Origin of the sequence: Vibrio sp. NC2 (assembly GCF_025195005.1) — a bacterium.
Classification (GTDB): Bacteria; Pseudomonadota; Gammaproteobacteria; order Enterobacterales; family Vibrionaceae; genus Vibrio; species Vibrio splendidus.
In genome coordinates, this window is sequence record NZ_JANVFC010000002.1 from 144861 (window position 1) to 157962 (window position 13102).

A 13102-nucleotide genomic window follows, 5' to 3' on the forward strand; every position below is an offset into this window, starting at 1 on the left:
TGGCTAAGTACTTTTGCAGCATACGGTTACATCACATCGCAGCCGATTTCATTGGCGATGTCACGAAGCTGTTGTTCATTATCTAATTTAATTGACCACTTGCACTCAGAGCCATTCGCCGAAATGACATTTGCCCCTTTTCCAATTAATTGAATCGCATCAACTTGCGCTTGCAGCGTGACTCTATGTTCACCATCTAAACGAACAACCAGCTCATGTGCGGTTGCGATAACTTTTCCACTTTTAAACGTTATGACCATCGGTTTCTCTAGCTACTTCTTTGAAATACAAATTACTATTTTCTAAATAGAACACAGTTAACTGCTGCCTACTCTATTATCGCTTATGTTTCTTCACGGCAATCGTTAATCGACTCGTACAAACTAAGCGTTGACGCTCGTCAGTGATATTGATTTGCCATACTTGGGTAGAGACACCCAGGTGAATAGGTTCAGCAGTACCGATAACATGGCCTTCACGCATTGATCTTACGTGATTCGCGTTGATATCTAATCCAACGCAATAGTAGCCTTCCGGTACGCAGAAATTAGCCGCCAATGAGCCAAGCGTTTCCGCTAGCACAACCGATGCGCCGCCATGAAGCATGCCTAGTGGTTGGTGCGTAAAATGACAAACCGGCATGGTTGCCACTAAGGAATTATCGTTTACTTCTGTGTAAACAATGTTGAGATGCTCAATTAAGGTGTTTTTTGAGGTCGCGTTGAAGGTATCTAGGTCAACGGGCTTTTTCCAAATACTCATATGGGTTCCTTAATTATTGACTTTATTAGTGCGTGAATAGCTTTATTAGTAAGTGAATAGCTTCATTATCGTTAATAGTGATCTTAACGATAACCATGTTTTTAAATACAATACTTATCTTACAGCTCTTAGTTATTACGCAAGTTGATGTTAACATGCATAAAAACCGAATACACAGAGGATATTGTATGACGTCATGGATGAAGTTTGCCTCGCTTCTCACACTTGCAGGCCTAACCGCATGTAGCGCTTCCCCGACAGGAAGAAACCAATTACTGCTTTTTTCTGATCAAGACATGTCTCAACTTGGGGCACAATCTTTTGAACAAATGAAGAAAGAGCAGCCAATAAGTAAAGACGCGAAAACGAACGCTTATGTACAGTGCGTTGCAAATAGCATTACTCAACATATTCCAAAACAAGGCTTTAGTGAATGGGAAGTTGTTGTTTTTGATAGCGACCAAGTGAATGCCTTTGCTTTGCCGGGTGGCAAAATTGGCGTATACACAGGGTTACTTAAGGTAGCGGTCAATCAAGACCAACTCGCAACGGTTATCGGACACGAAGTGGCTCACGTACTCGCTGACCACAGTAATGAGCGTCTATCTCAGTCTCAAATCGCTAATACTGGCTTATCTATTACTAGTGTCGCGTTAGGTGCATCAGAATACAAACAGTACCAAGGAATGACAATGGCTGCCCTAGGTTTAGGTGTTCAATACGGGGTTATTCTACCGTATGGCCGAACTCAGGAATCAGAAGCCGATGTTGTTGGTTTAGAATATATGGCTCAGGCAGGGTTCGATCCTAAACAGAGCGTCGACTTGTGGCAAAACATGGCGAAAGCATCAGGTGGTAGCCAACCGCCAGAATTACTGTCTACGCACCCTTCCCACAGTACACGTATCAAAGATCTACAGGCGACGATAAAGACGTTACCTCAATCGGGTTCACCAAGACCAAATTGCAAAGCGTAATCTAACATTTGTTTAGACGCTAAACTTCGAATACAAAAATGCCCTATCCATATTGTTTAGGGCATTTTTTTGTTTTTGATTCTTGTTAAGTACCAAGAATTTGCAATGGTAGGCTTAATAGCTGATCACCAGTAGATGCAAAATACCAGATAACACCGATCAAACTGCTCACTAGACCCACATACCAAACAAACGACACGACTTGACCGTATTTGTCTAATGGCAACAAGTGACTGTGGTGACGCCCTTTCCATTCGAATAGTATTTCCACACTGCCCATGATCAATAAGAAGCCAAACAGGGTCAAATTCAACTGATAACTCAGTACCACGCCAGCAATAGCGGCTGCAACACACAGGACAATACCAAGCACACTGTTCATCGAAAAACTGATACTTTTTAGTACATGCCCGCCATCGAGAGGCAAAATCGGTAATAGATTAAACAGGTTTAATAACGCGTTAAATACCGCAAGCCCCGCGAAGAACATTTCGCCAGTCGCCCAGTACAACACCATAAATATCAACGACAATATCAAGCCAAACAATGGTCCCATGATCGAGATAACCACATCTTGCCAGCGCGTATTGATCTTTTCGTCGGATAACGCCAAGCCACCAAGGAACGGTATTAAATAGATGCCCTTGGTCTTCATTCCAAAGTATTTCATTGCTCTGATGTGGCCATATTCATGGAACATTAAACAAGCGATCAAGGCTAAAGCGAACTGAATTGAAAATAGCCACGAATAAGCGGCTAAACTCGCAGAGGCAAGTACCACCTTGATTAACTTGGCACTCTTGAGGGCTTTCATTCCCAGCGAAACTAACCCGATTAAGCTAAAACGCTTCTCTGGTTTTGGTGCGACAACCGGGGTTTGTTGCTCAATATCTTTGGTGTTTCGATTGCCTTCGGTAACGGTTTGGCCATTCACGGTCGCTTTATAGGTCATCTCAAACGGTTGCCACTGAACGGCCGCCTCAACGTTACACTGCAACGTTTCTTCACCTGCGCGCAGAGTAAATGCATGGGTTCGAGCATCATCTTGATCTGTGGTTGCGTCTAATTGGGACACCAAAGTATTGTCCCAATACAACTGTTGCCACCCTGCCATTGACCCCTCTAAACGAAGTGGTTTTCCAAGAAACTCTATCGCGAGTAATTCCAAACTTTAATTCCAATTTAATGACTATCAATATGAATCGATATTATGCCGATTTAGCGATTAACGGTAAACATAAACAAAGTTGTTACATATTGAGCAGTTGAACACTATTTATACCAGTACCTGACATAAACATTCTGGTCACACCTCCAACCACCCATAAATCATTGATTGTAGTTATATTATTAGTGTTAGAGTGCCGCCCCTTAAAAATATTACTTCACAAAATGATAACTCATTCTTTGACTTTATATTAAACATGAATTTAACATGCCATTTACATTAGAGCTTAAACACCAACAACGCTCAGTGTGTTTTCAACAATAAGAATGAGATTTGATGCCCTAGGAGGGTCAAGGATGAAAACAATACAACGCTCTCTCGTTTCACTTTCTGTGCTATTTGCATGTAATTCACTTGCGGCTGGTTTCCAAGTTGCTGAGCACTCTGCCTCAGGTCTTGGTCGCGCATTTTCAGGTGAAGGTGCTGTAGCTGATAACGCGAGTGTACTAGCGAGAAACCCCGCCGCAATGACCCTATTTGATACAGCCCAATTTTCAGGCGCGGTTTCTATCGTTGATCCAGAGGTTAACGTCACTCAAACCAAAATTAATGATAGCGATTTCAATCAGAAGTCTTCTGACGTAGCCCCCTTGCAAGTAGTCCCAGCCGCTTACTACATCAGTCCAATCAATGAAAAGTGGGCTTGGGGGATTGGCATGTTCACTACATATGGCGTTGCTACTGATTATCCCGACGATATTTATGCAGGTGATTTAGCCGGTGACACATCTTTGGTGTCCGTAAACCTAAATCCAAACATTGCTTACAGAGTAAATGAAAGCTTGAGCCTCGGTGCTGGTATCAATCTGGTATATGCGGAAGCTGAATTAAATAGACACAAAGGAAGTCTGCCTGTTGGCGGATCGCCAAGTGACAAACTGATATCAATGACAGGTGAAACGTTCGCTTTTGGCTGGAATGTCGGTGCGCTGTATGAACTGAATGAAAATAACCGTTTTGGTTTTGGCTATCGCTCATCTGTCGAACTTGATTTTGATGACGGAGAGTTCACTGATTACACCGGCTTAAAAATGGAAAGTGGCGCTCCAGGTAAGACTACCGGACGTTTAGAAATTGAACTACCCGATATCTTTGAACTATCGGCTTTTCATCAACTTAGCGATGCTTGGGCAATACACTATGGTTGGCAATTAACCAAATGGAGTAAGTTCAAAGAATTAAAAGCAACGAGTTCAGATTGTAAAAATAATGAGTGTTTCTTAAAAACCGAGCATTACGAAGACAACCAAAGATGGTCTGTAGGTGCTACTTACATGGTTAACCAAAGCTGGACTCTACGTGCAGGTTTGGCATATGACGAACAAGCTGGTGAAGCGACCTTAAGCATCCCCGATAGCGACCGTATGTGGTATTCAGCCGGTTTAACTTATGCCGTTTCTGAAAACATGACTGTCGATGCAGCATTTGCATTAGTACAAAGCGAAAGCGGCTCGTTTACCGAAACCGATGCAGCAAGACAAAAGCTTACATTTGATGCTGAAGGCGTTGCTTACCTTTCAGCGATCCAACTTAACTACACGTTCAACTAACCGTACGGGAATAATTACATGAATAACAAATTTTCTTTATCTCTCGTATGCTCAGCATTACTTCTTACTGGCTGTGGGGACAACAGTGAAAGCTCTGGTGATTCAACTGCAGCACCGTATTCCGACGCAATCAACCAATCATTAGCTAGAAGCTCAAAAATTAGCTTTACGCTTTTAGGTAATGAAGCGGATGTCCCTCTTCCTTCGTTTTTCTTGTTCGATACCAACGATCACACTTTAAACATCCCGTTAGATACAAATTCAACGGGATTGTTGAATGATCCAAAAGTAGCGATGGGGGAAGCTGATGGTTGGAGTACTATCATGCCGTTCACTATTAATGTGAATCTTCCAAGTGATAGAACGCTGAAAAACGATGTCGTGATGAACGGGACGACACCGTTTAGCGCGCACTTAAATGCTGGCGTAAAAGTAGCAAAAGTAGACGTTGATCTGAGTACCGGTATCATGTCTAACTTTACTGCGCTAACTGCTGGAGTTGACTACTTAGTGGCATCTAGCGATTTTAAGACCATACAAGTTTTACCTCTTAAAGGTTTAGACCCTAGCTCTGACTATATCTATGCATTAACTGACTCAATTGTTGATAGTGCAGATGAACCACTAGGAACATCAAGCTCCTACGCGTCTTTAAAAACGACAGATATAGACCAAGCAGGCTCGCTCGATTTACCACAAAAAATCATCCATCAAGTTGAAGCGTTATTCGCTGGCTATGGTTCTGTATCAAGCTCAGATGAAATTATCTACTCATCTTGGTTTACTACTGCGTCGGCAGGTAACGTAATGCAAAATACCAAAAACGCGTTAGCACTAGGGTATGAGTCAACCCAATCTCAGATTTGGCAAGGCAGCGCCAACCCGAACAATATTGATGCAGATATACTCAATAGCCTTTACGAGATAGAAATTGATACTGCGAGCCAAATTCCAAATACCATGGCATTTGATACCGCACTAAGTGTCGATCCATACGCAAAAGCGGTACTGGGAACAGATGGCATTAATGCCCTCACCACCAATTATGCTGATCTAAAGTTAACGGGCAGCGAAATCACGGTCTACCGTGCTAAAGTTAAATTACCGTATTTCCTATCTAATGACACAGCGAACAGTGGTTGGAAAACTCAGCCTTGGCGCAGTAGCATGCCGAGTGTCCTCAAGATCCTCAAAGTTCTAACGTCTGGTTCGGACGCAGACAAAGGTGAAATAGCAAGGCAACTATTTGTACTGGGTATCACTGACCCAGCGACTCAACTACTCGATCCAAATTACCAAAAGAACCTAGTTGGTACGGAGCTGACCTTAGCGGACGGCTCTCAACTGGACCCAGAACGAATCTTAACCAAATACAGTGCCGTTCCACAGATTCGCTCTGTTGAAAGCGTTGATGTCATTATGTTTATCCCTTCTGGTGGCCCTGTAGGTAACAGCCTGCCAGTACTTCAATACCAGCACGGTATTACCAGTTTAAAAGAGACCAGTTACGCTTTCGCGTTGCAGCATATTGCGGGCGCAATCCAAACCGGCCAGCAACCTTACGCCATTGTTGCGATTGATCAACCGCTGCATGGTCAGCGAGGTCTTGGACAAAATGGAGAAGTCGTGACTACGCCAAACACACCGACTGTGTACATGAACCTTGAGTACTTACCGGTTGCCCGTGACAATATTAGACAAAGTGCGATTGATGGCATTGGTTTGAGACTTGCGCTCAATAACGGTACTGGTGCACCATTTAGCTCTTTAGATACGAGCAACGTATCTTTGATGGGGCACTCTATTGGTGGCATTACCGGCATTAGTTCTTCAGCAGTAGCCAACACCAAGATTGATGCGAAATTCGGCATTACGGTTGATGACGAACTTGCTTATAAAGCGACAACGTTAGCGAATCCAGGCGGTGGTATCGGTCCATTCTTACTTGAATCTGGCTCATTTTCCGGAACAATAAAGCATACGGTAATAGGTACTCAAGTCACCGCATATCAAGACTATTATGCCGTCAATTGTTATAACAAAACGCCGGCAATTGACGGTGGTGATTGCTTTGATGATTTCTATGCAACGCTCAGTGACTCGAACGCAAGTAATGAACAAAAACAAACAAAAGCCGTTGTTGATGCAACGCTCACGTCATTCACTTATGCGGCGCAAACCGTGTTAGACAATGTTGACCCGATTAACATAGCGACACTTATGTCTGGCCCGGTACTTGGCATACAAGCAGAAGGTGATGAGACAATACCTAATACGACTCAACTGCCTACAGCTGGCACACAAGCTCTGTTTAGCAAACTTGAGTTAAAGAACAGTGTTAATCATTCTACAGGCCAATTATTGGCGTCTTACTTTGCTCGCACTTCATTTGCTGAGCATAGTACTGCGATTGCACCACAAAAATCTCACCTACCTACAGAAGACGACAGTGCCGCGCATGAAGAAATGGTGTCACAAATTGTGCAATTCAATCTCACCCAAGGTAATGCGACGGGTAGCTTAGTCGTTAACCCTGTACTGCTTGATGCAACGATTGATTAGCAACAAGTAACTAATGATTAAAAGGCAAATAGCCCAGGTCATTAAGCCAAGTTATAACTTATTCATGCCAGCCTAACCGCTGGCATTTTTGTATCTATCGACACCCCATCGTCCCTAGTTAACCGTTTGCATAGAACCTTAAAACACAAATGGTTGATCTCAGCTAAAATTAATCAAGACAGAATACCGTACGACCTCTTTCTTTATTGTAAATAAAGTGGATAATAGCCCCGTAATTTAATACCTAATAAATGTGAGTCCATTATGTCTTCTGAAGCTACGATGCTAGAACGCTGCCAATCTAAATGTGAACTATGTGGTTCTGATTCTTCTCTTACTGCATACGCAGTACCGCCACACAGCCACGTAACAGTGGATCACGGCATCATGGTATGTGACAAATGCCTTGGTGAGATTGACGATCCAAAAGATATCAACCACTGGCGTTGCCTAAGCGACAGCATGTGGAGCCAAGAAGCGCCAGTTCAAGTAATGGCATGGCGTCAACTTACTCGTCTGAACTCTGAAAGCTGGGCTCAAGACGCGCTAGACATGATGTACCTTGAAGAAGAAACATCAGTTTGGGCACAAATCGGCATGTCTGCTGATGACAAGCCTCTTGATGTGAACGGCGTTGAACTTAAAAAAGGTGACGACGTAACAGTAATCAAAGACCTGCCAATCAAAGGTACTAACCAAGTGATTAAGCAAGGTACTGTTATCCGTGGCATCAGCGTTGGTGACGATCCTAAGCTTGTTTCTGGTAAAACCAACGGCGGTCAATCAATGTACGTAATCGCTGAGTTCTGCCGTAAGAAGTAATTCTTCTTTTCGCTGAAAAAATCTAAAAAGGCGTTAATGAATAATTAGCGCCTTTTTTGATTGGAAAATTCAAACCAATTTTTTGTCAGAATCCACTGCCTATATTAAAGTAGACGGCACTTTCTTCATGGCTTTGTGCGTAATCCATCCCGATATGTAAACCATACCTACGAGCAATTTGATAACGAAAGCCTACTCCACCTGCGCTCACTTTGTTACTTTGTTCAGCTCGCTCTGATGCTTTTCCTGATCCATAGAAGCCTGATACGTTCCAACGATGGCTTATGCTGTAAGTTAGCTGCCCTTGAAGTGTCTCAATTTCATCTCCCTGATAGCGAAATGAGGAAACACCTCTTAATTCAACATATGGCTTGGCTGTTGGAGAAACGAACCCATCATCTTGCTCATAGCTTTGATAATTACCCGCTAGCCCAAGCGTCCACTTTTCTGCCACTGGGATGTAACCTTCGCCTTCAACATTGAAGTTACGATAGTTTGAATCACTACCAATAGCATCATCAAAAACCATGTAGTCCGCTGAAAACCGGTACCCGCTCTTTGGGTAGAACAAGTTATCTCTTGTATCAAATTCAGCTTCAATACCTAAGCCTGATGTCACCGACTCTGTGCCTAAAGTGAGTTCCATTAACTTATCAATCAAGCGATTATCAGATTCAACTTTAGACTTGGCTAATAACTGTTTCACGCCAATCATCCAGGGCGTGCTGCCAATTCTAAATTGGACCTTTTGCGACAGTACAGCGACTGACGTTTTTGTACCAAATTTAAGGTCTAACTCTTTCCCGCCAAGAGAAAACTGCTTATATAAATCAAGATTCGCAACACCAAAACCACCACCACCAATATAACGTATTGAATCATTCACCCAAGATCGTCTATGGCCACCGAATACAAACCAAGTATCATTCTCAGTCCCCAAAGCACCTACGACACTCATCGCAGACGGAACGAGTTGCGCCCCTCCATCAATAGCCTTTAACGCAGCTTCTTTACGGACACGTTTTTCTTCTTCACTCTCATGTAGAAACAACCCAGCAACACCGCCACCGTACCCAACGGCAGGCTCTGTAATTAAGATAGGTATGGGTAAGAATCCAGTCGCATTTTCCGCGATGTGATGCCCCATATCAAACTGACCGTCCACTGGGTCGTAAAAGGATGCCATAGAAGTAAAAGGGGTCAATAAGGAGCTTGAGAATAACGCAAGCACACCACAGCGATTCATATAAATTGCCTCAAAAAAAAACCGAGGACTGAGCCTCGGTTGAAAGTTTGCTTCCGTGCAATAAACATTGAAATTAAGAACTTTTTGCTGCTAAGAGAGTTCCTCATCAGCACGGGCATAATAACCAGCTTTGTATATTTGCCCTACTCCCATATGGAGGATGTCGCCCTACAAAATTAAAGAGCTTTCTAGATGACAGAAACGCAAAAGGCTCATATAAATGAGCCTCTATTAATAAGTTACTTACGTTCTTGCTCTGCTAATCTCGCTTCAATACTCGATCAACATGTTCTTTTATAACAGATAAAACCGATAATTTTACTTCCCTCATTTGCTTAGAGTGATGGCACCAAAGCGCAAAACCGAATTTGAATCCTTGGTGCATTTCAGATGACTGTATAGGTTCAATGTCGTAATGGGAAAATTCAGAATGAGCAAACGTTTTTGGTAACAGTGCCCACCCTAAACCGGCTTCAACCATTTTAATAACTAACGCCAATTGATCGACTTCTTCGTTATCGGAGCTGATGGTTACTTTTTCTGACATTCCCTCTTCAATAAACGATCTCAAGATAAACTGCTTTGAATTTCTTAACGCTAAAAGTACATCCTCTTGCGCCAAAGATGAGAACTCACCATTTTTTTGAACGAATGGGGAAAATTCAATGTGACCTAGAAAAGTCGCATCAAAGCTGTGTATACCCCGGCTGTCATGCACATTGACTAGTCCAAAGTGATACTCTCCGCTTTGAAGGCCCTTCTTAATATCCTTTTTGTTTCGAATTAAAAAGTTCACTCGCATCATCGGGAAATCACGACGCAGTTTCTTTCGAATATCCAAAAGCATTTGATGAGGTATCACACCAGAATAAGCAAAGGTGATGTTTTCCAACCCGCCATAAGACAAGCTCAAAGCCACCTTGTCGAATGTTCTTGCCTGTTCAATCGTTTGCTTAGCGTAGTGGTACAGATGATGACCATCTTCTGTCGGCTTTACAGAGCGTCCAACCCTTTCAAATAGGCTTACCGCGAGTTGGTCTTCAAGGTTAGTTATAACCTGCCCGATTGTCGTTCTGTGCTTGTTAAGCTTGACTGCTGCCTTGCTGAAAGACAGTTGGTCATAGACAGTCACAAAAGCAAGAAGTTGTTCAATACTAAAGTTCATAATGAAGTACTAATTTTTCTCGAATCATGTATTTAAACTATCACAAGAACGCGTAATTGCTACTAAGCAACGTAAATAACGCCATGACTAACATGCTGGATAGAAAAGAAAACCTACTGAATTGAGTAGGTTTATAGAACGCTTATTTATATTCGATGACACGCGCTAAGTAATTAAATTCACCTGAGTCTCCATGATAATCTCGGTATACATCAACACTGAAATAGCTCGGGCGATCTTTCTCAATATGTTCCATTAACTTTTGTTCTAAGAATTCGAGGCTATCGCCAGTTTGTGAGTAAACAAATTTTTTGCCCACTTTTTGTAGTTGCAGCGCGTTTGCCTCATCATGAGAAACGTAATTGTTTATCTCTGTCCATTCGCCAACGTATTCAATAGAAACATAACTCGAATTCTCATCAATCATAATAATGGCCGAATCTTCATGTACTCGTGTCATTTGTTGCATTTGGTTATCTACGTGATGTTGATCAGCTTTCGTTAGGTCTTGCGCCATAACGCTCGTTGACATGCTTAGTAATAGTAACGCCAGTGTTGTGTTGTTCATTTCTTTGCTCTTTTTATTGTGGTAATTCAGTGACCCAAAGTTGCCCTTGAGTCGCTTTATAAAAGCCGTATTGATAAATTGCTTTCAAGTAGTGCTCGTCAAACATGTCTTTTGAGCGTTTGGCAAATCCAAAGTCTTTTTCGATATAGGTAAATTGCATTTTGATGTCATTCAGTTCACTGAAGTATTTCATTCGATAAAGGTCTCCTCGCGTCTGTGCCAACGTCAAGCTTGTTAAACTTTTTGCTACCAAATCCAACCCCTTATCTTGTAAACGATGATAAGGCGCTTTAAGAGCCCCATTTCTAATTACGTCTAATTGGGGAGGTGTTTCGAGGTCTAACGCTTCAGATATCTTTGTATAATCAAAATTTGATGGATTAAAAAACACTTGAGCAGCAAGGCCACCATCAACATGCAACTCTTCATATGTCTTTCCGTCTAGTTCTGCATTGATGAACTGCGGTGGAAAAACCACGGGGATTGAAGCACTTGCGGCTAACACTTTGTATACGAGTTCCGCCTTATCTGGTCGTTCACTGTTAGCAATGGCGCCTAAATTCCAAATAACCAATTCTCCGGAATCAAAATGCGTACTACCAATGAATAGGCGTTTACCATTTCGATGTTGTTGAGCGATTTGGTCGATCATTGATTCCGGATAAGCATTGGCAATGAATTGGTATAAATGTTCACCGTCAGTAAAGGCGTCTTTGAAAACCGTGTTTAGAAAATTCTTTTTCCCTAATATTGCATCGTCGTTTATGTCGAGCATGACGTTTTTCATATCACGTAGCGCATCTCCGCCGATGAAAGCAAACGGCGCAATCAACGCCCCCGCGCTAATGCCTGTGATAATTGAATAGTCTTTGAGTTGTCCTGACTCCTTTAGTCCCATCAAAACTCCAGCCCCAAATGCCCCATTCGCCCCTCCACCAGAAAGCGCGAGTATATTTAAATGTTCGCCACTCACCTTAATCGGGGTTGTTTTGTTATATTCAGAATAGAGAAAATCAGGGGTTTCATTCGCCCACGTACGTAATGGCTCATGAGAAGGTGTCGCTGCAACCGTTACGTCTCGATAATTATCCTTAGAAACTCTTGCATCTAAGGTGTGAGGAGAACTACACGCCACTAAGAAGGCGGACAGCAGGACAGTAAAAACAGAGTAAACTCGGCGATTCATATTTGGACTCATTTCATCTTCTCCGGTGCTTTCCAGAGTTTTGTTTCAAGGGTAAGAAATAAATGAAGTCCGTTTCTTCTGTCGAATAAATATAAAACGAATCGACGAGTTTAAATAATCACGTATGTAGGATGTAACCCTTCGAAAAAACACCCGATAAGGTGCTATGCAATTTTAACAACATTGAAATCACTCGTTGGTTCTACGAATTCATATTGAGCATTGATGGTTTGTAGCTCCCAAGTACCATAACTTTTAGTTACTTCTAATACCCCATAGACCGCATTATGTGCGTGACGAAAAGCGGCAACAGGCGACATGCGTTTAACTAAACATGCGGTGAACAGCCCTGAAATTAGGTCACCAACACCTACAGGTTGTCTAGGAAAATCGATATTTGGTCGCTGAGCTAGATAACAGGCTTTAGGTGTCGCCAAGATCATGCTGAAAGCTTCGTCAGGTAATGAATGGAGATGTTTTACTAGAACGATTTTCGGGCCCAGTTCTAACGCTTTTTTGCATGCGGTCACTGCATCGTACAAAGAGTTGATATTGATACCCGTAAGTTCCGTAAGTTCAAATTGATTCGGAACAATGACATCAGAGATGGGTAAAAGATGCTCGACAATCGCTGCCTTAACACCGTCATCAACAATGCAACCTTTGTCCGGGTCACCCATTACTGGGTCGCATACATACAAAGCATTTTTATTGCGTTCTTTGACTAAAGTTACTGATTCAGCAACAGCCCGACACTGGTCTGCACTCCCTTGATAACCCGATAATACAGCGCCGCATGCTCGCAAAGAGTCAATGTTATCAAGCCCTTTCATCAAGTTTCGAATGTCATCTGATGTAAACTTTTGCCCAGTCCAACCCTGTGTATACTGTGTGTGGTTGGAAAACTGTACAGTGTGAATCGGCCATACATCTAGCCCCATTCTCTGCATCGGAAACACTGCTGAACTATTACCAGCGTGACCATAAACAACATGAGATTGGATCGAGATAATACTTTTCATAGGTCACTCTTCTT

Annotated in this window: 12 protein-coding genes; 4 read left to right on the forward strand and 8 right to left on the reverse strand. The window is 42.5% G+C overall.

Annotated elements, in window-relative coordinates; genetic code table 11:
• Positions 1-26: 26 nt before the first annotated feature.
• Together NX845_RS04390 and NX845_RS04395 are read right to left on the reverse strand one after the other, a co-directional pair.
• Positions 27-260 (reverse strand): DUF3389 domain-containing protein, encoded by a 234-nt coding sequence (locus NX845_RS04390; protein ID WP_004730938.1) that lies wholly within the window; start codon positions 258-260, stop codon positions 27-29.
• A gap of 76 nt (positions 261-336) precedes the next feature.
• On the reverse strand, positions 337-762 hold the full coding sequence (locus NX845_RS04395) for a hotdog fold thioesterase (protein ID WP_004730936.1): 426 nt from the start codon (positions 760-762) through the stop codon (positions 337-339).
• Positions 763-950: 188 nt separating this feature from the next.
• On the opposite strand from NX845_RS04395, the gene NX845_RS04400 reads away from it, so the two are divergent.
• Positions 951-1739, forward strand: coding sequence for a M48 family metallopeptidase (locus tag NX845_RS04400; RefSeq protein WP_004730934.1), 789 nt, complete (start codon positions 951-953; stop codon positions 1737-1739).
• Between the two features lie 85 nt (positions 1740-1824).
• Here NX845_RS04400 and NX845_RS04405 read toward each other — a convergent pair whose 3' ends face one another.
• On the reverse strand, positions 1825-2907 hold the full coding sequence (locus NX845_RS04405) for a site-2 protease family protein (protein ID WP_017095562.1): 1083 nt from the start codon (positions 2905-2907) through the stop codon (positions 1825-1827).
• 356 nt (positions 2908-3263) lie between these two features.
• Here NX845_RS04405 and NX845_RS04410 point away from each other — a divergent pair, with 356 nt between their 5' ends.
• From NX845_RS04410 to NX845_RS04420, 3 genes are all read left to right on the forward strand, one after another.
• Positions 3264-4517 carry an outer membrane protein transport protein gene (locus NX845_RS04410; protein ID WP_017095563.1) on the forward strand — a complete coding sequence of 418 codons (1254 nt, stop codon included), beginning with the start codon at positions 3264-3266 and terminating at the stop codon, positions 4515-4517.
• 18 nt (positions 4518-4535) lie between these two features.
• On the forward strand, positions 4536-7079 hold the full coding sequence (locus NX845_RS04415; RefSeq protein ID WP_017095564.1) for a VolA/Pla-1 family phospholipase: 2544 nt from the start codon (positions 4536-4538) through the stop codon (positions 7077-7079).
• 264 nt (positions 7080-7343) lie between these two features.
• Positions 7344-7901, forward strand: a complete 558-nt coding sequence (locus NX845_RS04420; protein WP_004730927.1) for a PhnA domain-containing protein — start codon at positions 7344-7346, stop codon at positions 7899-7901.
• A gap of 85 nt (positions 7902-7986) precedes the next feature.
• On the opposite strand, the gene NX845_RS04425 is transcribed toward NX845_RS04420, so the two are convergent.
• The 5 genes from NX845_RS04425 to pdxY all read right to left on the reverse strand — a co-directional run bounded on the left by NX845_RS04425 (position 7987) and on the right by pdxY (position 13088).
• Positions 7987-9147 carry a BamA/TamA family outer membrane protein gene (locus tag NX845_RS04425; protein ID WP_017095565.1) on the reverse strand — a complete coding sequence of 387 codons (1161 nt, stop codon included), beginning with the start codon at positions 9145-9147 and terminating at the stop codon, positions 7987-7989.
• Positions 9148-9406: 259 nt separating this feature from the next.
• Positions 9407-10312 carry a LysR family transcriptional regulator gene (locus tag NX845_RS04430; protein ID WP_017079212.1) on the reverse strand — a complete coding sequence of 302 codons (906 nt, stop codon included), beginning with the start codon at positions 10310-10312 and terminating at the stop codon, positions 9407-9409.
• Between the two features lie 142 nt (positions 10313-10454).
• A complete protein-coding gene (locus tag NX845_RS04435; protein WP_065681465.1) occupies positions 10455-10880 on the reverse strand; it encodes a hypothetical protein in 426 nt (141 codons plus the stop codon).
• 13 nt (positions 10881-10893) lie between these two features.
• Positions 10894-12066 (reverse strand): patatin-like phospholipase family protein, encoded by a 1173-nt coding sequence (locus NX845_RS04440; protein WP_065681464.1) that lies wholly within the window; start codon positions 12064-12066, stop codon positions 10894-10896.
• 164 nt (positions 12067-12230) lie between these two features.
• Positions 12231-13088 carry a pyridoxal kinase PdxY gene (gene pdxY, locus NX845_RS04445; RefSeq protein WP_017079209.1) on the reverse strand — a complete coding sequence of 286 codons (858 nt, stop codon included), beginning with the start codon at positions 13086-13088 and terminating at the stop codon, positions 12231-12233.
• Positions 13089-13102 lie beyond the last annotated feature (14 nt).

Bases quoted from the DNA above. Each gene is read 5' to 3' on its own strand.
- NX845_RS04390 (WP_004730938.1), bottom strand. From the start codon at position 260: ATGGTCATAACGTTTAAAAGTGGAAAAGTTATCGCAACCGCACATGAG.
- NX845_RS04395 (WP_004730936.1), bottom strand. From the start codon at position 762: ATGAGTATTTGGAAAAAGCCCGTTGACCTAGATACCTTCAACGCGACC.
- NX845_RS04400 (WP_004730934.1), top strand. From the start codon at position 951: ATGACGTCATGGATGAAGTTTGCCTCGCTTCTCACACTTGCAGGCCTA.
- NX845_RS04410 (WP_017095563.1), top strand. From the start codon at position 3,264: ATGAAAACAATACAACGCTCTCTCGTTTCACTTTCTGTGCTATTTGCA.
- NX845_RS04415 (WP_017095564.1), top strand. From the start codon at position 4,536: ATGAATAACAAATTTTCTTTATCTCTCGTATGCTCAGCATTACTTCTT.
- NX845_RS04420 (WP_004730927.1), top strand. From the start codon at position 7,344: ATGTCTTCTGAAGCTACGATGCTAGAACGCTGCCAATCTAAATGTGAA.
- NX845_RS04425 (WP_017095565.1), bottom strand. From the start codon at position 9,147: ATGAATCGCTGTGGTGTGCTTGCGTTATTCTCAAGCTCCTTATTGACC.
- NX845_RS04430 (WP_017079212.1), bottom strand. From the start codon at position 10,312: ATGAACTTTAGTATTGAACAACTTCTTGCTTTTGTGACTGTCTATGAC.
- NX845_RS04435 (WP_065681465.1), bottom strand. From the start codon at position 10,880: ATGAACAACACAACACTGGCGTTACTATTACTAAGCATGTCAACGAGC.
- NX845_RS04440 (WP_065681464.1), bottom strand. From the start codon at position 12,066: ATGAATCGCCGAGTTTACTCTGTTTTTACTGTCCTGCTGTCCGCCTTC.
- pdxY (WP_017079209.1), bottom strand. From the start codon at position 13,088: ATGAAAAGTATTATCTCGATCCAATCTCATGTTGTTTATGGTCACGCT.